The sequence below is a fragment of the Ensifer sp. YR511 genome, from assembly GCF_900103045.1.
In the GTDB taxonomy this organism is placed as follows: domain Bacteria; phylum Pseudomonadota; class Alphaproteobacteria; order Rhizobiales; family Rhizobiaceae; genus Ensifer; species Ensifer adhaerens.
The window spans coordinates 51,473-70,750 of sequence record NZ_FNGR01000028.1 but is presented as its reverse complement, the minus strand read 5'-3'; the positions used below and the strand labels follow the sequence as shown (position 1 = coordinate 70,750).

The 19,278-nt window shown below is 58.2% G+C and carries 16 protein-coding genes and 2 pseudogenes; 13 read left to right on the top strand and 5 right to left on the bottom strand.

The features are described from left to right. The first annotated feature begins 3 nt into the window (after positions 1-3). The 7 genes and pseudogenes from BLU15_RS30485 to BLU15_RS30455 form a co-directional block, all read left to right on the top strand. Positions 4-828, top strand: a complete 825-nt coding sequence (locus BLU15_RS30485; RefSeq protein ID WP_090300574.1) for a 3-methyl-2-oxobutanoate hydroxymethyltransferase — start codon at positions 4-6, stop codon at positions 826-828. Between the two features lie 17 nt (positions 829-845). After that, positions 846-1,847, top strand: a complete 1,002-nt coding sequence (iolG, locus tag BLU15_RS30480) for an inositol 2-dehydrogenase (protein WP_090300616.1) — start codon at positions 846-848, stop codon at positions 1,845-1,847. Positions 1,848-1,929: 82 nt separating this feature from the next. Next, the gene (locus BLU15_RS30475) at positions 1,930-2,247 is read left to right on the top strand and encodes a MurR/RpiR family transcriptional regulator (protein WP_176960401.1); all 318 of its coding nucleotides are present in this window, start codon (positions 1,930-1,932) and stop codon (positions 2,245-2,247) included. Next, a complete protein-coding gene (locus tag BLU15_RS30470; protein WP_090300570.1) occupies positions 2,244-3,473 on the top strand; it encodes an NAD(P)/FAD-dependent oxidoreductase in 1,230 nt (409 codons plus the stop codon). The genes BLU15_RS30475 and BLU15_RS30470 overlap by 4 nt, the downstream gene beginning before the upstream one ends. Positions 3,474-3,553: 80 nt before the next feature. After that, complete coding sequence (gene purU, locus BLU15_RS30465; RefSeq protein ID WP_090300569.1) at positions 3,554-4,438, top strand: formyltetrahydrofolate deformylase; 885 nt, start codon at positions 3,554-3,556, stop codon at positions 4,436-4,438. Between the two features lie 6 nt (positions 4,439-4,444). Further along, positions 4,445-5,222, top strand: a pseudogene (locus BLU15_RS30460) (tetrahydrofolate dehydrogenase/cyclohydrolase catalytic domain-containing protein); the annotation flags it as partial. A gap of 69 nt (positions 5,223-5,291) precedes the next feature. Then, a pseudogene (locus tag BLU15_RS30455) lies at positions 5,292-5,531 on the top strand (transposase); the annotation flags it as partial. A gap of 149 nt (positions 5,532-5,680) precedes the next feature. On the opposite strand, the gene BLU15_RS30450 reads toward BLU15_RS30455, so the two are convergent. Then, entirely contained in the window at positions 5,681-6,145 is a 465-nt protein-coding gene (locus BLU15_RS30450) for an Lrp/AsnC family transcriptional regulator (protein ID WP_090300567.1), read from the bottom strand. A gap of 185 nt (positions 6,146-6,330) precedes the next feature. On the opposite strand from BLU15_RS30450, the gene BLU15_RS30445 reads away from it, so the two are divergent. From BLU15_RS30445 to BLU15_RS30430, 4 genes are all read left to right on the top strand, one after another. Then, positions 6,331-7,488, top strand: a complete 1,158-nt coding sequence (locus tag BLU15_RS30445; protein ID WP_090300566.1) for a pyridoxal phosphate-dependent aminotransferase — start codon at positions 6,331-6,333, stop codon at positions 7,486-7,488. 21 nt (positions 7,489-7,509) lie between these two features. After that, entirely contained in the window at positions 7,510-8,340 is an 831-nt protein-coding gene (gene panB, locus BLU15_RS30440; RefSeq protein ID WP_090300564.1) for a 3-methyl-2-oxobutanoate hydroxymethyltransferase, read from the top strand. A 79-nt stretch (positions 8,341-8,419) separates the two neighbouring features. Next, positions 8,420-9,664 (top strand): MFS transporter, encoded by a 1,245-nt coding sequence (locus BLU15_RS30435; protein WP_244546853.1) that lies wholly within the window; start codon positions 8,420-8,422, stop codon positions 9,662-9,664. A 167-nt stretch (positions 9,665-9,831) separates the two neighbouring features. Continuing rightward, complete coding sequence (locus tag BLU15_RS30430; RefSeq protein WP_090300562.1) at positions 9,832-10,290, top strand: PaaI family thioesterase; 459 nt, start codon at positions 9,832-9,834, stop codon at positions 10,288-10,290. A gap of 391 nt (positions 10,291-10,681) precedes the next feature. On the opposite strand, the gene acnA is transcribed toward BLU15_RS30430, so the two are convergent. Both acnA and tam read right to left on the bottom strand, forming a co-directional pair. Beyond that, complete coding sequence (gene acnA / locus BLU15_RS30425; protein ID WP_090300561.1) at positions 10,682-13,288, bottom strand: aconitate hydratase AcnA; 2,607 nt, start codon at positions 13,286-13,288, stop codon at positions 10,682-10,684. A gap of 120 nt (positions 13,289-13,408) precedes the next feature. Then, entirely contained in the window at positions 13,409-14,182 is a 774-nt protein-coding gene (tam, locus tag BLU15_RS30420) for a trans-aconitate 2-methyltransferase (RefSeq protein WP_090300559.1), read from the bottom strand. A 94-nt stretch (positions 14,183-14,276) separates the two neighbouring features. Here tam and BLU15_RS30415 point away from each other — a divergent pair, with 94 nt between their 5' ends. After that, positions 14,277-15,023 (top strand): transporter substrate-binding domain-containing protein, encoded by a 747-nt coding sequence (locus tag BLU15_RS30415; protein WP_090300558.1) that lies wholly within the window; start codon positions 14,277-14,279, stop codon positions 15,021-15,023. A gap of 110 nt (positions 15,024-15,133) precedes the next feature. Further along, complete coding sequence (locus BLU15_RS30410) at positions 15,134-16,057, top strand: GntR family transcriptional regulator (protein WP_244546852.1); 924 nt, start codon at positions 15,134-15,136, stop codon at positions 16,055-16,057. Here BLU15_RS30410 and fba read toward each other — a convergent pair. Together fba and BLU15_RS40780 are read right to left on the bottom strand one after the other, a co-directional pair. Next, positions 16,054-17,109 carry a class II fructose-bisphosphate aldolase gene (fba, locus tag BLU15_RS30405; RefSeq protein WP_090300553.1) on the bottom strand — a complete coding sequence of 352 codons (1,056 nt, stop codon included), beginning with the start codon at positions 17,107-17,109 and terminating at the stop codon, positions 16,054-16,056. The two genes, BLU15_RS30410 and fba, sit on opposite strands and share 4 nt — an antisense overlap. Before the next feature lie 103 nt (positions 17,110-17,212). Next, complete coding sequence (locus BLU15_RS40780) at positions 17,213-19,219, bottom strand: methyl-accepting chemotaxis protein (protein WP_090300551.1); 2,007 nt, start codon at positions 19,217-19,219, stop codon at positions 17,213-17,215. Positions 19,220-19,278 lie beyond the last annotated feature (59 nt).

Below are 19,278 nucleotides of genomic sequence, written 5' to 3'. Positions count from 1 at the left end.
TCCATGGTTCACAAGATTACCCGTCCGACCGTCGCCGACATCCGCGCCATGAAAACGCGTGGCGAAAAGATCTCCATGCTCTACGTCACGACGCTCGAAGAGGCGGCGGCGGCCAATGCGGCCGGTATCCACATGCTCTCGATCGAAGGCCGCTTCTTCTCACCGGAGATGCGCGATGCGGCGGGCCGTTGCTTCGTGCAGGTCGGGCTTCCCTACGGTGGTTGGGGCAATTTCGAAGGCCGTCCGCTCGCAACGGCCGAAGACTATTTGCGTGCCGCCTTCCACTTTTCCGCCATGGGCGGCGACTGTTTCTACTGCGCAGCTTCGCTCGATATCCAGAAGGTCCTTTGCGACAACCACGTCCCGATCGTCGCCCATGTCGGTCTGATCCCCTCCTATATAACCTGGACAGGCTTTCGTGCCGTCGGCAAGACGGTGGCCGAGGCGACGCAGGTGTTCCGGCACGTCAAACAGCTGGAAGCCATCGGTTGCTTCGGCGCGGAGCTGGAGGTCGTGCCTGACCGGGTTGGTGAACTGATCTCGAGAAACACCTCGATGATCATGCTTGGCATGGGCGCCGGGCCAGGCGCCGATGCCCAGTACCTCTTCGCCGAGGACGTACTCGGCCACACCGATGGCCACAAGCCGCGTCACGCCAAGACCTATCGCAATTTCGCAGCCGAATTCGAACGCTTGCAGAAGGAGCGCATCGCAGCGTTCCGCGAGTTCATCGCGGACGTAGACAGAGGCGCCTATCCGCAATCCCAGCACAATGTCGCGATCGGCGACACGGAATTCAACGCTTTCAGGGCCGAACTCGGCCTCTAGCCATGAAGGAAAATTACATGCTTAAAGTTGGTCTTCTCGGCGCGGGTCGCATCGCCGGCGTACACGCAACGGCGATCTCCGGCCATCCCGCCAGCAGACTTGTCTCGGTCTCAGACATCAACATGGGTGCAGCCGAAAAGATTGCCGCCCAGTATGGCGCCGAAGCGCGCAGCACAGACGCCATTTTGGGTGACCCATCGATCGATGCTGTGCTGATCGCTACATCCACCGACACCCATTCCGACCTGATCGAGAGGGCAACGGCCGCTGGTAAGGCGGTGCTTTGCGAAAAGCCCGTCGATCTTAGTCTCGCACGCGCGCAGGCTTGCCAGAAAGCGGTTGCCGCGACTGGCCGCCCCGTCATGATCGGCTTCAACCGACGCTTCGACCCGAATTTCGCGACACTGAAGAAGGCGGTCGATGCGGGCGAGATTGGCAAGCCCGAACTTCTGTCGATCACCTCCTTCGACCCGGCTCCGCCGCCGGTCGCTTATATCAAGGTCTCGGGCGGACTCTTTCGGGACATGATGATCCACGACTTCGACATGGCGAACTTCATCATGGGCGCACCGCCGGTTACGGTGACTGCTACCGGCTCGTCCATCGTCGATCCGGAGATCGGTTCGGCAGGCGACGTCGACACGGCCGTCGTGACGCTCAGCTATGCCGATGGCCGTATTGCCGTCATCAAGAACAGCCGGCGCGCCGTCTATGGTTACGATCAGCGGGTCGAACTTCTCGGCTCGGAAGGACTGCTGCAGGCGCAGAACATGCTTGAAAACACCGTGGTGAAGTCAACCACTGTGGGCGTGACTGGCGCCAAGCCGACCTACTTCTTCCTGGAGCGCTACATGCCAGCCTATGCCGCCGAATGGGCGGCCTTCGTCGATGCCGTCAATGTTGGCAAGGCGCTACCGGTCACGCTGGACGATGGCGTTGCCGCATTGGCCATGGCTGAGGCCGCGACCCTTTCGGTCAAAAGCGGAGGCCCGATCTCACTGGCCTCTGTTTTGGGTTGAGTTCCGTGGAGGCCCTTAGGGTAAATCTGCGCCAATGCGTCAAAGCTGTCGAAGGGCCTCCGTTCCATCCGAGGAGACCGAAATGCTATCCCCTGCAAATCCACGAGTGCCGCTGAGCATAAGCGATCTTAAGCAGTTAATTGCTGACCGACGTATTAAGTTTCCGTCGGGTCCAGAGTACGCGATGCGGCTGCTTCTGATCAATCCAGACATCGCTGCATTCGGATCACTGAGCTCGGTCGCGCAAAGGTGCGGCGTTTCCAAGGTCACAATCACGCGGCTTGCGTCTCTGAGCGGTTATTCGAGCTTCAGGGAAATGAAGGCAGCGTTCCAGCAGCACCTCGTTTCCGTCGCGGGGAAGCAGGATGGGCGCGCCCGCCAACAAAGGCGTTTACAATGACTTCTTTTATTATCATAGGTGCCGGCGAATGCGGTGGCCGCGCTGCACTGAGCCTGCGCGAACGTGGTTTCGATGGCGCGATCACGCTGATCGGCGCCGAGGACCATGCGCCGTATGAACGGCCGCCGCTGTCCAAGGAAGGCATGCTTGAAGGTGCAGCGCCAAGATTTATCGGTGGGCTGGAAGAATACGCGTCCCGCCGCATAAGTCTGCGAACGGGAACCACTGCCACCCATATCGATCGGACTGGAAAAACTGTCGAACTTTCGAGCCGCGAAAAGGTGCCTTACGATCGGCTGCTGCTGGCGACTGGCGCACGGCCGCGAAGGTTGGGCGGCGCTCCGGAAGACTCTCGCCGCATTCATTATCTGCGCACCCATGCCGATGCGCTCCGTATCCGGCAGCATCTCTCCCCGGATCGCCGCATCGCCATCCTCGGAGGCGGCTTTATCGGCCTCGAACTTGCCGCAGTGGCCCGTAACCTTGGTGCATCCGTCGTCCTGCTTGAAGGCTTACCGCGCATTCTGTCGCGCGGGGTGCCGGCTGATGTGGCAGAGGTCGTAGCAGCGCGGCATGCCGCCGAAGGCGTCGAGATTATCTGCAATGCTCGCGTCGGAGAATTGGTTGCCGACGACAATGCGGTGCATATCTCGCTGGCAAATGGCCGCTCCGTCAGTGCTGATATCCTCGTCGTCGGTATAGGCTCGATCCCCAATACCGAACTTGCTGCCGAAGCCGGCCTCACCATCGACAACGGCATTGTTGTCGATCGCCATCTGCAGACAAGCGATCCGGATATCTTCGCCGCCGGCGATTGCTGCTCCTTTCCGCTCCGGGTTTACGGCGATCGGCGGGTTCGTCTGGAATCCTGGCGCAGCGCGCAGGAACAGGGATTGCTTGCCGCCGCCAATCTTCTGGGTGCCGATGAAAGTATCACCGCCGTTCCGTGGTTCTGGTCCGATCAGTACGAGATGACACTCCAGGTCGCCGGACTATCGGCAGGCGGCGCAAGAACCGTGCGGCGCGATGTCGGCGGCGGTTTCATTATCTTCGAACTGGATGAGACAAACCGCCTGCTCGCGGCAAGTGGTATCGGACCCGGAAACATTATCGCTCGCGATATCCGTCTGGCCGAAATGCTCATCGCCGGCGCAAAGCCGATCGATCCTGTTGCCTTGGCGGCCCCTGAAACCAAGCTCAAATCGCTGCTCACGGCCCGATATTAGCCTCCCAAGCGATCCTGACGGCGTGGGCTGAAAGTTCCACGCAGCTTTTATATGTTCCATTCGTCATGAAAGTCTGCCCGATGAAAAGCCATGTCTTGACCATCTCCTGCAAATCCACGCGCGGCATTGTCGCGTCGGTGACGGGCTATCTCGCCGGTATCGGCTGCAATATCGTCGACAGCTCACAGTTCGATGACCTGCAGACCGGCCTGTTCTTCATGCGCTTGACGTTCATTTCGGAGGAAGGGGCGGATCAGGCCGCGATCGAAAAAGGCTTTGTCCCCGTCGCCGAGAGGTTTGCGATGAACTGGGAGCTGTACAACAGCGAACAGCGCATGAAGGTGCTGCTCATGGTGTCGCGCTTTGGCCATTGCCTCAACGACCTGCTCTATCGTTGGAAGATCGGCGCGCTGCCGATCGATATCGTTGGCGTCGTCTCCAATCACTTCGACTACCAGAAGGTCATCGTCAACAACGACATTCCCTTTCACCACATCAAGGTGACGAAGGAAAACAAGCCGCAGGCCGAAGCGCGGCTGATGGAGATCGTCGAGCAGTCGGAAGCCGACCTCATCGTTCTTGCTCGCTACATGCAGGTTCTGTCGGATGCGGTTTGCAAGAAGATGTCGGGCCGGATCATCAACATCCATCATTCGTTTCTGCCAAGCTTCAAGGGTGCCAATCCTTACAAGCAGGCTTTCGAGCGTGGGGTGAAGTTGATCGGCGCGACAGCGCACTACGTCACCGAAGATCTCGATGAGGGCCCTATCATCGAGCAGGATGTTGCCCGCATCACCCATGCGCAAAGCCCGGACGACTATGTCTCGATCGGTCGTGACGTGGAAAGCCAGGTCCTGGCGCGGGCCGTGCACGCGCATATCCACCACCGTGTCTTCATGAACGGCAATAAAACTATTGTCTTCCCCGCAAGCCCGGGCTCCTACAAGTCCGAGCGGATGGGATGAACGATGATGGCCACCATATTTGATGGCAAGCAAGTCGCCGCTTCGGTGATCGAGACTGTGAAAGCCTCGACCAAGGCGATTGAGACCGATACCGGCGTTCGCGCGGGTCTCGCGGTCGTCATCGTCGGCGACGATCCGGCAAGCCACGCCTATGTGACCTCCAAGAGCAAGATGGCCAAGGAGTGTGGCTTCCTGTCGATCCACACCCTGCCGGAGGCAACCCACGCAGCAAGGGCTCGTCGCTCTGGTCGCGGAGCTCAACGCCGATCCCTCCATTCACGGCATTCTCGTGCAGCTGCTGCTGCCGAAGCACCTGAACGCCGAACCGATCATCCAGTCGATCCTGCCGGAAAAAGACGTCGACGGCCTGCATGTCGTCAATGCCGGCAAGCTGGCGACCGGCGATCTCGTTGGCGGTCTTGTCTCCTGCACGCCGGCGGGCGCCATGGTCTTCGTTCGCCAGACCCACAACGAAGACCTTTCCGGATTGAGCGCCGTCGCCATCGGCCGTTCGAACCTCTTCGGCAAGCCGATGTCGGCGCTGCTGCTCGCCGCCAATGCGACGGTGACGACTGCCCAATCGCGCGCCAAGGATCTGTCCGCAATCTGCCGCAACGCGGATATCCTCGTTGCAGCCGTCGGACGACCGTAGATGGTGAAGGTGGAATGAGCGAAGCCAGTCGCGATGGTGTTCGACGTCGGCATCAACCGGGTGCTGGCGCCGGAAAGGGGCGAGGGTAAGTCCAAGCTGGTGGGTGATGTCGCTTTTGCGGAGGCCGCCGAATGAGGAGTTCCCCCGGGCGTTCTTCCGCACTGGACGGGCACGGGCTTCGATGCTTTCCCGTCAGAGCGTGAAACCACCGAAAGCGGTATCCGGGGTTATGATACCGGGAAGAAGCTCACGGGGTGCAGGCGCAACATCATTGTCGACACGTTGGGGCTGAGGGCCAGACTCGTGGTCCAGAGCCGACATTCAAGACCGGGACGGTGCTCCAGATCTCTGGAAATCTATCCGCCACAAAAATAGCCGTGGATGATGCATGTTTTTGACGATGGTCGTTGTGCTGGCGACAAACGGAAGAGGCGGCTGAAGTAAATCGGGGGCGGGGCTTTGGAGATCATCAAGCGCACCGACAAGACACAATCAGGGCTGTCGGCGCTTGCTATCGGTCCAAGGGATCGCCCATGTAGCCCTCGTGGCCGCATGTAGCGCGACTGTGGACGATGACGAGAATTGATCGTTCAAATCGGGATTTCCCATGATTGCTTGATTTTCTGCATCGGGATGTCCGATTTGATGTCGCGTATGCCCTTGATGCGCCCGAGTTGCTCGACCCGGAAGCGCCTGTAGGCGTCCAGATCTGCCGCGATGATCTTCAGTAAGAAATCACAGTCGCCGGACAGCATATGGCATTCGACGATTTCGGGCAGTTTCATGATGGCGTCGACAAACGGGTTGATCGTTTCCTCATCTGGCCCCTTCAGCCAGACCCGCGCGAACACAGTCAGGCCATATCCGACCTTTTCTGGATTCAGCTGTGCTGCGTACCGCTCGATGATGCCGGCCTCTTCAAGGAGCCGGACCCGGCGAAGACAGGGCGACGGCGAGAGACCGACACGCTCCGCCAATTCAATGTTCTGAATTTTCGCATCCCGTTGCAGGGCTCTCAAGATGGCGCGGTCAATCGAGTCCAAAGTGCTTGGCATCGGATGCCACTCCTGAGTTGGTTTGCTAACTGAATTCCAAATTATGGGGAATTTTCGCTCAAAAACGCAACCCATTTATATGAGCGGTGGTTTAAAAGAGAGGTGCCATTGCCAAAGGCTCGAACTGTTCCGCCGGAAACCTGATCGGCCTTTGGTCCACGGTCTAAACTCGAGGAAGACATGACATGACATTTCTTTCGCAGCGCAGTGCCGTGGAGCCTTTTCGAGCCATGGACGTCATGGCGGATGCTTTCAAGCTCCAGCGAGAAGGACGGTCCATCATCCACCTTGCTGTCGGTGAGCCCGGCGCACCTACGCCAACGGTCGTGCGAGAGGCTGCTACGATAGCGCTAGAGAGCGGTCGTATCGGCTACACCGAAGCGCTCGGAACGCCGGCGTTGCGAGCGCGCATTTCCAGATACTACCGGGAGATCCACGATCTCGACATTCCAGCCGGCCGGATCGTCGTTACGACCGGCTCGTCGGCCGCCTTCAATCTGGCTTTCCTCACCTTGTTCGACGTTGGTGATCGTGTCGGCCTTCCGACACCGGGCTATCCAGCCTACCGCAACATCCTCAAGGCGCTGGGGCTCGAGGTCGTCGAGATCCCGACGACGGCGGCGACCCGGTGGACGATGACGCCCGACATGCTTGCCGACGTACAGTCAGAAAAGCCGCTCAAGGGCCTGATCGTCGCCAGCCCCAACAACCCGAATGGCACGATGGTCGCGCCGGACGATCTTCAGGCCCTGGTCGGCGCCTGCGGTGATCTGGGTATCCGCCTCATCATGGACGAGATTTACCACGGTCTCGTCTACGGCTTCCCAACCAAGAGCGTGCTGGCCTTTTCGGACGATGTGATCGTCATCAACAGCTTCTCGAAATACTACTGCATGACGGGTTGGCGGATCGGCTGGATGGTGGTGCCGCCGGATGTCACCCGCACGGTCGAATGTCTGGCGCAGAACATCGCGCTCAGTGTCAATGCGCTCTCCCAGGTCGCGGGTGTTGCAGCCTTTGACGCGACGGCGGAGCTGGAAGCGGTGAAGGCGGGTTACGCCCTGAACCGCGACATCCTGCTCAGGCGTCTGCCAGAGATCGGTCTTGGCAAACTCCACCCCGCCGACGGGGCATTCTACATCTACGCCGATGTCGACCACCTTACCAACGATAGCATGGGATTTGCACGAAGGCTCCTCGACGAAGCTGGTGTTGCCGTAGCGCCGGGGGTGGACTTCGACAGTCGGCGCGGCGGAACGCACATCCGGCTCTCCTTCGCCGGCAAGAATGAGGATGTGGCCGAGGGGATAGGCCGCATCGGCAGTTGGCTCAACAAGGGCTGAGCCCGTCAGAAAGGTTGCATCATGTCCAAACAGGCAAGATCCACCCGCATCACTGTACCACAAATCCGCGCCCGCAAGGGTGCCGAGAGGATCGTCTGCCTGACGGCTTATACCACGCCGATGGCCGAACTCCTGGACCGGCATTGCGATCTTTTGCTGATTGGGGATTCGGTCGGCATGGTGCTGCACGGGCTGCCCAGTCCGGTTGGGGTTACGCTGGACATGATGATTCTGCATGCTCAGGCAGTGATGCGCGGCAGCGAGCGTGCGGTGGTGGTGGTGGATCTGCCATTCGGCAGCTATGAGCGCGGTCCTGATCAAGCGTTCAAGACCGCTTCGAAGGTCTTGCGCAAGACGGGGTGTCAGGCGGTCAAGGTCGAAGCCTCGGAAGGTGTTGCAGAAAGCATCGCGTTTCTGGTTTCACGCGGCATTCCTGTGATGGGTCATGTTGGCCTGCGCCCGCAGGCGGTGAATGTCGAGGGCGGCTTCAAGGCCAAGGGGCGGACGGCGGACGAGCGCGAGCGCATCCTCGCCGAAGCGAGCGCCGTGGATAAGGCCGGGGCCTTTGCAATTCTTGTTGAGGGTGTCGCCTCCGATCTGGCCGAGGAAATCACGGCCGCCGTCAGCGCACCCACCATCGGCATCGGCGCATCCGCAGCATGTGACGGCCAGATTCTTGTGACCGATGACATGCTGGGGATGTTCGAATGGACGCCGAAGTTCGTTCGCCGATACGCCGACATCCGCACACTGATTGAAAAGGCCGCAGCGCAATATGCGCAGGACGTGCTCGCAGGAGAGTTTCCAGGTGAAAGCGAGACCTACAGATTGCGAGAACGGCCCCATTCTTGAGCGCGCGGTTTCGATCTCCCCGCGAGGACAAGAACAATAGAGATCCATTCACGGCTGAAGTCATTGGGGAGTATTTGTCATGGCCTGGACGCCCGAACCATTTGCCGCCGGACGCTTGCGGTCCTCTGAACTCTGGGTTCCCATACTGGCGAGCGGGCTGATCATGGGGCTGGCGCTTGGCGCGCGCCACGTGCAGGGCCTGTTCCTGTTGCCGGTCACAGCGGATCGCGGCTGGTCGCGAGAAACGTTCGCTCTGGCGATGGCAGCGCAAAACCTGACCTGGGGGATTGCGCAGCCGTTCGCCGGCATGGTTGCAGATCGCGTTGGCCCGACGAAGGTGATTGCGGCGGGGCTGCTCCTCTATGCGGCAGGTCTCATCGGCATGATGCTGGCGCCGACGGTTCCACTCTTCGTGCTGAGCGCCGGCATCTGTATCGGCATCGCACAGGCAGGAACGACTTTCGGCGTCGTTTATGCGGCGCTCAATCGCCTGATCCCGATCGAAAGGCGAAGCTGGGCTTTGGGCCTTGCCGGCGCGATCGGTGGTCTGGGACAGTTTGCACTGGTGCCGGCGACGCAGGCATTGATCAGCAACTGGGGCTGGATGAATGCTTTGCTTTCGCTTGCAGCAGTAGTGCCTTTCCTGCTGCCGCTTGTTTTCCTGCTGCGCAATCATAGATTGGACACTCAGCCATCTTCCCAGCACATCCCAATGGCTGCTGCGATCGCGGAAGCGTTTCGGCATCAAGGCTTCTGGTTTCTCAATATCGGATTCCTCGCCTGCGGTTTCCAGCTGACATTTGCGGCGACCTATCTTCCGTCCTACCTCATTGACAACGGCATGAGCGCATCAGATGGCGTCGCCGCCCTTTCCCTGATAGCGCTCGCCAACGTGGTCGGCACCTACCTGTTCGGCGTCTGGGGTGGAATGATGCGCAGGAAATATCTGCTCGTCGCCCTCTATCTGATAAGGAGCGCCGCCATTGCGCTTTTCATCACCGTCCCGTTGAGCAAGATGAGCGTCTACGGCTTTTCCGTCACGATGGGGTTCCTATTTCTGAGCACAGTTCCCCTTACCAACGGACTGGTCGCCCAGATATTCGGGGTCCGGTATATAGGTACGCTGTTCGGCATCCTGTTCTTCAGCCATCAGGTTGGGTCGTTCTTCGGTGTGTGGGCAGGGGGCTATCTGTTCGAGGTTACCGGGTCGTATTTCGCCGGATGGACCATCGCGATTGTGCTCGGCGTCGTCGCGACGCTCGTTCACTGGCCGATCAACGATCGCCCGATCGTTCGCAACATGGTGAAGGCCTCGTCAGCATGACGCCGGACCCAGAGGCTTCTGAGGTGTTGCTTCCCTTGGTGTTGCTATTGGCAGCCTGTGTGCCGATCCTGCTCGCCTGGCGCTCGCCGGAACTGGAGCTTGCGTGGGCGACGCTGTCGTCTTTTTGCGGCTAGATTGATCATGAATGTGAAAGGTAGGAATGGCGAATGAGCGGTTTATTGGGCGAGCCTGTAGACGAAACGGTCGAGCAGCGCATCCGTGAAAGCTTCAATCGACAGGGGTTGATGCGGCATATTGGAGCAGAGCTGCACCAGATCCATCGGGGGGTTGTGGTCATCCGTATGCCGTTCGCTTCGCAACTGACCCAGCAGCACGGCTATTTTCATGCGGGCGGTCTGTCGGCGATAGCCGATTCCGCAGGTGGATATGCTGGGTTTACCTTGTTCCCTGAAGGCACGGAGGTTCTCACCGTCGAGTTCAAGCTGAACCTCCTGAACCCCGCTCAAGGTGAATTCGTTGATGCCGTCGGTCGGGTGGTCAAGGGCGGGCGAACACTAACGATCTGCCAGCTTGAGGTGTTCTCTTCGTCACGCGGAAAGCGCCTTCAGGTCGCGCTCGGCCAGCAGACGCTCATCTGCCTGCCGGACAAAAGTCGAAAATCCTGATCCGAACCCGCCCCGCGCTGGAAAGACCCAAGGCTGGTGTCCGATGAAACACTACAATCGTGCCCCGTGGTCGCGCTTATGAGGGAATGCAAGGGGGCCAAACGGTGCAAGACCGCCTTTTCAGAAACTAAGCCTCCCATGAGGTGATAGACTAGGAGGGCGCGCGCGGATGCTTCAGGATTCGTCATCGTCCGTGTAACAAAGAGCGCAGAAGCAACCGCTGCGCTCTTCTTGGGTTGCGCTGTTTCTCGCGGGCGACAATGTCTTAGCAAGTGTGACCGGCGACGGCAGAGCGGATATGGGAGCGGGAGATCCCGAGGTCCTACAGGGCACCTTCATCAAGGGCACCGATTTCGAGCACGGCGCGGCGTTCGGCGGCGACTCCACCTGATTACTCAGGCCCATGGGTGCATCTCTCCAAAATCATTGGCAGAATGCCTCCACCACGCAGAGTCTCGACCTCGACCTCGGTTTCGAGTGCGGCCCGCGCTTCCAAAACTTCAACTTCGCCGGTCGCTCGGCGAAGTTCCACCCGGATCGATGACCGAGGTTCGAGCGTGGAGGTGTCGAGATCGACAAAGACCTTATCTCCGGGACAGATGTTCAGATCGCGGCCATCTTGGTTGATCCGAAGTGGCAGAATGCCCATACCGATCAGGTTCGACCGATGTATCCGCTCGAAACTGACAGCAAGAACGGCCTTCGCGCCCAAGAGCGCGGCTCCCTTCGCTGCCCAATCACGGGACGACCCCATCCCGTAACGCTCGCCGGCGAGGATGACTACGTTCTCGCCGGCGTTTCGGTATGCTCGAGCGGCGTCCCACAGTGGCATCACCGTCCCCGACGGAACATGAAGAGTTGATCCAGGCGGCAGATCGAGGGCCAGTTTATTCCGCACGGTCTTATTGGTGAACAAGCCCCGGACCATTGCTTCCCAGTTCCCTCGCCGGGACGCGTAGACGTTCAGATCGTTAGGGTCCTCACCCTGAGCAGCGAGATAGTCCCCCGCGACGCTCTTCTTCGGTATAGCGCCGGCCGGAGAAATGTGGTCGGTCGTGATGTCGTCACCAAGGACCAGCAGGGGCGTTGCCTCGAACGCTTGTGGGCTTTCGCGATCCGAGAACCGCGCAAACGGTGGCCTACGGATATAAGTCGAAGCATCGTTCCAAGGGAACAGGACGGTGGTTGGCGCGTCGAGTTTCGACCATGCCTCGCTTGCTTCGGCAATCTCATAGGCTTGATCGACGTCCGAGCTGTCTGCCGAAAGCGCCAAGGCTGCGTCGATCTCGGCACCGTCGGGCCATAGGTCGGCAAGCTTTACCGGCTTCCCGCTCGCGTCGAATCCAAGTGGATCGTTCACGATATCGATATCAACCGTTCCCGCCAGCGCAAACGCAATCACCATTGGAGGGGATGCTAGAAAACCTGCTTCGAGCTGTGGATGCACGCGGCCAGGGAAGTTACGATTGCCGGACAGCACTGCCACCGGAAGAATTGACCTTTCTTCCACCGCTTCGACGATTGTCGGAGGAAGTGACCCGGAATTCCCGATGCAGGTCGTGCAGCCATAGCCAACAATGCCAAAGCCGATAGCCTCGAGGTCTTCAAGCAAGTTTGTCCGGCGGAGATAGCGTTCCGCGGTCGGTGATCCCGGAGCCAACGATGTCTTAACCCAGTATGGTGGCTGCAGGCCGAAATGCCTCGCCTTACGTGCCAACAGTCCGGCCGCCACGACCAAGCGAGGATCGGAGGTATTCGTGCAGCTAGTAATCGCAGCAATCGCGACAGCGCCGTCGGCAGGCTTGTTCTCGTGAGACGGCACGAGAGATGCCTTTAGCTTTTGGAGAGCCAAGCGCGTATTTCCGGCCGAGATGCGATCTTGTGGCCGGGTCGGGCCAGCAAGGCTGACCTCGACCCCCGCGAGGTCGATTTCAATTGTAGATGTGTAGGTTGGATTATTCTCAGGATCGAACCACAGTCCTGTGCGGCGAGCGTATGCTTGCACGAGATTGACGTGGCTGTCGCTACGGCCAGTTTGCTGGAGATAGCGGATGGTCTGCTCATCGATTGGGAAATAGCCGCTGTTCCCACCAAACTCCGGCGTCATATTTGCGATAACCGCGCGGTCACCTGCCGTCAGGGTCGAAACCCCTGGACCGTAGAACTCGACGAATTTGTCCTGCAGATCGAGCTGACGCAACCGCTCGGTGACCGTAAGTGCGAGATCGGTGGCAAGTATACCAGATGGCATCTTCCCAACCAGTTTCACGCCCACAACGTCTGGAACCCGGAGTGTGACCGGCATGCCGAACATCACGCTTTCAGCCTCAAGGCCTCCGACACCCCAACCAAGCACACCAATTCCATTGATCATCGGCGTGTGACTATCGGTACCAATCATCGTGTCCGGAACGGCCCAAACCCTGCCATCGACCTTCACTGTGGTGACTACTGTCGCAAGTCGTTCAAGGTTCAGCGTATGCATAATCCCGGTTCCGGGCGGGTGCACTCGGAAACCAGAGAGGGTGTTCGTCGCCCATTTCATGAACTGGTAGCGTTCGGCGTTTCTGTCGTATTCACGGGCGATGTTCAGACCAAAAGCACCTTGTTGAGCGTAGAAGTCCACGCCAAGCGAGTGGTCTGTCGAAACGTCGACGGGAACAATCGGGTTAAGGGCGGCCGGATCGCCTCCCGCTTCGGCAAGCGCGGATCGCATGCCAGCGATATCTACGAGCGCGGGACCGCACGTCGTATCGTGCATCAGGACCCTGCTTGGCAGAAACGGGATTTCTTCTTCGCTCGATCCAGTATCCAACCAATTCATGATCGCAGCCTTGGCTCGCCCGGCATCTTCGCCCGCGGTGCGCAATACGTTCTCAAGAAGAATTCGATGGATGTGAGGAAGACGCTGCAGTTGCGCCTCAGCTTCGATAGCGAGATCGACTATGGCGAGAGTCGCTCCGTTTGCTTCAATCGAGGGCGCGAGTGCATCAAACATGGCTTAAACTCCAGTGATGTGCTCGATTACATTTTATGGTGGGTAAATGCAATTTGGCATTTCGCAGATTGCCGCTTTTTGAGCGCTAGGGCGCGCTCAACGTCGCAAACACCGTTCCAATCAGCGTCGAGCAATAATGAAAAGGCGTGGGAACGGCAGTAAGACAGTGCCGTCGTCCATCACGGGATAGTGCTGCGAAAGCAGCTCTTCATATGTCGCAAGGTATTCTGTTTGCTTCGCTTCGCTCAGCCGGCTGAGGTAGGGCAGCAGGCCTGTCCCCTTGAACCACTCGACAATACCGCTCAATCCCTTGAGCGGGTGGTTGTACGTCGTCCGCCATATGTCAATGCTCGATGCATGCGGTTTCAGGATACACCAGTAGTCCGAAGGCGAAAGTATCGACGTTCGCTCGCCATCGGCATCCTTCAACTCATTAGACCAACGCTCATCCCTTGCCGCCGTTCGCATACCAGCATGTGTCGGTTGGTCGAGGTTGTCCGGCATCTGCAGCGCAAGCGTCCCGCCAGGCTTTAGGAATGAAAGCAGTTTCGGGAACAACTCATCGTGGTTCGGAACCCACTGCAGGACGGCATTTGCAAAGAGCAGGTCTTGTGTCGCGTCAGGCTTCCAGTGAGCGACGTCGCCCAACTCGAACTCGCAATCAGGCAGGCGTTTTCTGGCGGCCTCTACCATCTTGGAAGATGAGTCTATGCCTGAAATCGCGGTCGATCCGAAACGATCGACGAGCAACTCGGTGGAATTGCCCGGTCCGCAACCTATATCGGTCGCAGCTTCCACTGTATCGGCCACCACCCGGGCCAAAAGGTCAATCGCTGGGCGCGTGCGATGATCTTCGAACTTTAGGTACTGAGATGGCGACCAGGTTGCGGACATAAGCGTCTCCTTTGACGGCAGTTCATATTAATTTGCATTTTCGATTGTAAAAATGCAATAATGAAAGCCAGAGAAACACCTGATGGAATGACCCATGCCTGTTAACGCATTTGAACTCTCGGCAGACGAGAAAGGTGAACTGGCTCCAACTGGCGTAATCAAGGCCGCGGTGGCGGTTGGACCTGCTGCGTCGGCGGTGTGGTGTGTTCGCGACGAGGTGTCGGGTGAAGCACGCGGGGTCACGATAGCCCTTGCGAGAGAGATTGCGCAACGCACGGGTCTCCCACTGGAACTCGTCGAGTTTTCCAGCTCGGGCGACATTGTTTCCAATGCAGATAGCGGATTATGGACGCTGTCCTTTGTCCCGGTAGACGATCAACGCCGTGAGGTGCTGGGCGTAGGTCCTAACTACTATCTCGGGGTGAGCACCTATCTCGCGCGAAAAGATGCTTTCGAAACAGTGCAGGATGTCGATCAGGCAGGTGTGCGGGTTGCGGGGGTTGCTGGAACGGCAACGCTGCGAAGCGCCCAAAGAACGCTCAAGAATACCAGCATCGACGGATACGGATCACTCGACGAGGCAATGGCAATGTTCCGCAGCGGCGAATTGGACGCGATTGCTCTGGGCAAAGAGTCGATCATCAGCATGCTTCCTGGGCTGGAAGGATGCCATGCCGTTGAGGGTCATTTCCACGAGGCCGGTACGGCAATTGTGGTGCCACAGAAGAATGTCCAAGCCCTGCAGGCTGCTGTTCGAATGATGAATGATATGAAGGCGAATGGTTCCGTTCGAGCCGCATACGACCAAAACCAGATGAGCCACGCTGATGTGGCCCCCTGATTCTCACAGGGATGGACGGGCCTCGCCTTTGCGTTCCGCCCAATCAGGCCTTAACTTAGGCAAAGACGATTTAGAGACATGAGTGCGCCAGGATGCGAAACAGTAGTCAGTTGACCGCAAACATTGCGAAAGAGATCAGCCAACTGATCCGATCCGGCGATTTGAAACCAGCCGATCACCTGAGCACTCAGGGTCTGGCCGATAAATTTGGCGTCTCGCGTTCGCCCGTGCGTGAGGCCATGCAGGTCCTCTTCGAGCAGGGCTTCCTTGAGCAAAAGCCGAATCGCGGGTTCTTTGTATCGACGAAGGTTATCGACGAGCCCGCCGAGGCTCCGAGCGACCAGCTGCAAGAGACGATGAGCGATTATCATCGCCTGGCGGAAGATTGGCTTACGGACCGCATTCCTGCCGATGTGACCGAACAGATGCTCCGAGACCGCTATGGCTTCACCAAAGCCCAGGTCAACGACATCCTCATCCGTGCAGCCAGAGAGGGGTGGGCTGAACGAAAGCAAGGTTACGGCTGGCGCTTTCTGCCGGTCGCGAAAACGGCCGAGGCTTTCGAACAGGTCTATCGTTTCCGCATGCTTATTGAGCCTGCGGCAATGCTAGAGCCAACCTTCGCGTTGGACAGAAAGATCATCGATGAGCAACGGCGGATACAGTCCAAGATGCTCGAAACCGATATCCATACGCTTCCGGCGGAAAGGTTGCTCTACAATGGGTCGCTGTTCCACGAAGAGCTGATCAAGATGAGTGGCAATCCGTTTTTCCACCTGTCCCTGGTTCGAGTGAACCGCATGCGCCGATTGCTGGAATATCGCTCGAGCGTCGATCGCGACCGACTGCACGTTCAGTGTGAAGATCACCTTGCGATCCTTTCCCTGCTCGAACGCGGTGAGATCGTTGAAGCCTCCTATGCGATGCGCAGGCATCTGGGCGGAGCGCTGACGCGGAAGTCACCCTTACTCTGGTCGCAAGAGGTCGCAGGCGGGAAGCAGGCGGAACTACTAGGTTCCGCCGCTGTCGATTAACGCCGATACCCAACGGACTGATAGGATTTCGCCATCTGCTCAAGAGTGAGCGGCTTGATCTTCTCGACCTGCCCAGCGCATCCGAACATTTCGAAGCGAAGTTCACACTCAGCACGCATCCGAGCGATACTGGGCTTGAGAATCCCTCGAATGTCAAACGAAGCCCTGTTCTCTGACAGATACCGGCGCACCGCTCCGGTAAACGCCATTCGCAGGTCGGTGTCGATGTTCACCTTGCGAACGCCAGACTTGATGCCTCTGACGATCTCTTCGAGCGGAACGCCGAAAGCCGGCTGGATTTCGCCCCCGAACTCGTTGATCAACTCTTGCAGTTCCTCAGGCACTGACGAAGCACCGTGCATGACGAGATGAGTATTCGGTAGCCTTCCATGAATTGCTTCGATCACCGCCATCGCCAAGGTTTCGGCCGTCGGCTTCTTGGAGAACTTGTACGCTCCATGAGAGGTACCGATGGCAACGGCCAGCGCGTCGACGCCGGTCGCCTCCACGAACCTTGCAGCCTCTTCCGGGTCGGTAAGCAGCTCTTCCTTGCCGAGTTGGCCCTCGAACCCGTGACCGTCTTCCTGTTCGCCGCTACCGGTTTCAAGCGAACCCAAGACCCCGATCTCGCCTTCGACGGATACCCCTTTGAGATGCGCAGATTGCACCGTGCGTGCCGTTACATCCACGTTATAGGCAAAGTCGGAAGGCGTCTTTCCGTCAGCCTTCAATGACCCGTCCATCATGACGGACGAAAAACCGAGGTCCATTGCTTTCTCGCAAACCTCGGGACTGCTGCCGTGGTCTTGGTGGAAACAGATCGATAGATGCGGATAACGTTCAACCGATGCACGGATGAGGTGCTTCAAGAACACGTTATCAATAAAGGCCCGGGCGCTCTGCGAGGCTTGAATGATGACGGGGCTTTTAGTCTTGTCCGCCGCTTGGAGCACCGCGTGGATCGTTTCCAGGTTTGTAACGTTGAATGCTGGAAGGCCATAGTCGTGGTCTGCGGCGTGATCGAGTATTTGTCGGAGAGAAACTAGGGGCATCGGTCATCCTCAAATGGAATACAATGCTCCACAATTGGATTTTAATGCGTAAAAAAGCAATATGAATTTTGAGGGGGAGCTTCTCCGCTCCCCCAGCAGTCGGCTATGCAGCTCGCGAGTAAGGGGCGGCAGTGGTAGGTCTCTCAGACACGACGAACTGTTCTAAGAGCTGGTTTAGCTCGGCAATATCAGTAGCGAGGCCGTGGCTCGCAGCGTTCGACTCTTCGACCATTGCGGCGTTCCGCTGCGTCGTCTGATCGATCATGGTGATGGCTCCGTTGATCTCCTGCAAGCCGACGACTTGTTCCCGCGCCGCCGTGTTAATGGACCGCACTCGGTTATTGATCTCCTCAACGTGGCTGACAATTTCCTGAAGGGCTATCCCGGTCTGGCCGACCAGATTGACACCGGATTTTACCTGTTCGCCGGAAGTCGTGATGAGCGATTTGATTTCCCGAGCGGCCTGCGCGGACCGTTGCGCTAACTCACGGACCTCCTGGGCGACAACCGCGAAGCCCTTTCCGGCTTCACCGGCCCGCGCCGCTTCGACACCGGCGTTCAGGGCAAGGAGATTCGTTTGAAAGGCGATGTTGTCAATCACGCCAATGATATTGTTGATCTCGCTCGATGAGGTGGCGATGGCCTGCATGGCGCTGACCGCCTCGCCAACAACTGAGCCCGAAGTCTGCGCTGCCTGGTGAGCCTTACGAACCAAGTCCTCAGCTTCCTGCGCTCGAAGCGTTGCATCGCGCGTGGTTGTCGTGATCTCCTCTAGGGCCGCGGCTGTTTCTTCGACGGAAGCAGCCTGCTGCTCGGTGCGCTGCGCAAGGTCATCGGCAGCCGACCGAATCTCAGCGGCGCTTGCGGAGATCGAGCGAGCGTTGGCGGAGACGGCACCTAGTGTGTACTCAAGTTTCTCGACACTGGCGTTGAAGTCCTGCCGGATTCTGTCGAAACTTCCGGCAAAGGGGGTGGAAATTCGGTGAGTAACGTCGCCCGCAGACAGCGCGTTAAGAGCGGTAGCCAATGTGGTGACCGCGAAGTCGATCTCCGCGTCATGTCTTGCCTTCTCGGCAGTACGATGGCGTTGGGCCTCTTCAGTCGCACGCTCTAACTCCTGCGCATCTTGCTCCAGTCTCCAGCGGTGTTCCGCGTTTTCCTTGAAGGTGATGACACTCTTAGCCATCTGGCCTACTTCGTCGCCGCGGGTTGCTTCCTCGACATTCACACTAAGGTCGCCTTCAGCAAGTCGCATCATCTGATGCCGCAGTCGAGCAATCGGCCTCAAGATACCAAACGACGCCACGGCCATCGATGCTGCGATCGTCAAGGCGATAGCCAGCGCCAGCAACGTAGCGCTCCGGAAAACCGTATCGTGGTTTGCTTCCGAGAGGTCGCGAATACCGTCCGCAACCTGCTTCTCCATATTCTCGTTCCATTCGCGTAGGCTTGTTGCCAACTCGTCGATTTTTGGATCGACAGCTCCCAGCACAGCCAAGGCGTTCATATCGCGATTGCCTTTAGCCGCGACTACGGCCTTGTCGAGACCAACCTTGATCGCGGTGGCCTTGGCCTGAAATGCTTCAAGTTCAGTTCTGCCCTCCGGATAGGCCGCAATGGCCGCATTCAGGCGGTCGAACATCCTTTGTGCGTTTTTGTCGTAGCTGCTCGCAACTTCCTCGAAGTCTTTGGCATCCGGTGAATAGGCGGTGAGTTGATAGGCACGGTATGCAACTGACTGCATGTGGCGGGCGGCTGCCACAATATTAGTATTCGCCTGGCCCTCGGAGTTCACGAAACGGATGTACCGTCCGTCTGCCTGCTCGAAGCGCAAAGACGTGTAGGCGAGACTAACGGCAGCGAGCGCGCTGATGCTGGCTGTAATGGCTAAAATCTTTAGTCGGATGCTGCTGTTCTTCAAGAATGACATCGAAAATCCTCCGCGGGAAAAATCCATCAAATTTTGCATTTGTATATTTAAAAAACCAATAACTGCGGCTGTATCTCTGAATTTTCGGGAGTAAGATTGGTTTTTCGAAGAAACTGAATCTTCGAGCTCGGCGATCTCGAAAAAATCCGTTCTCGTAGCTGCCGTATCGCAGGCCCCCATAGAAAATATTTCCTTTCTCCAAATCACATTTGCATTTTTACGCGTAAAAAGCCAATATA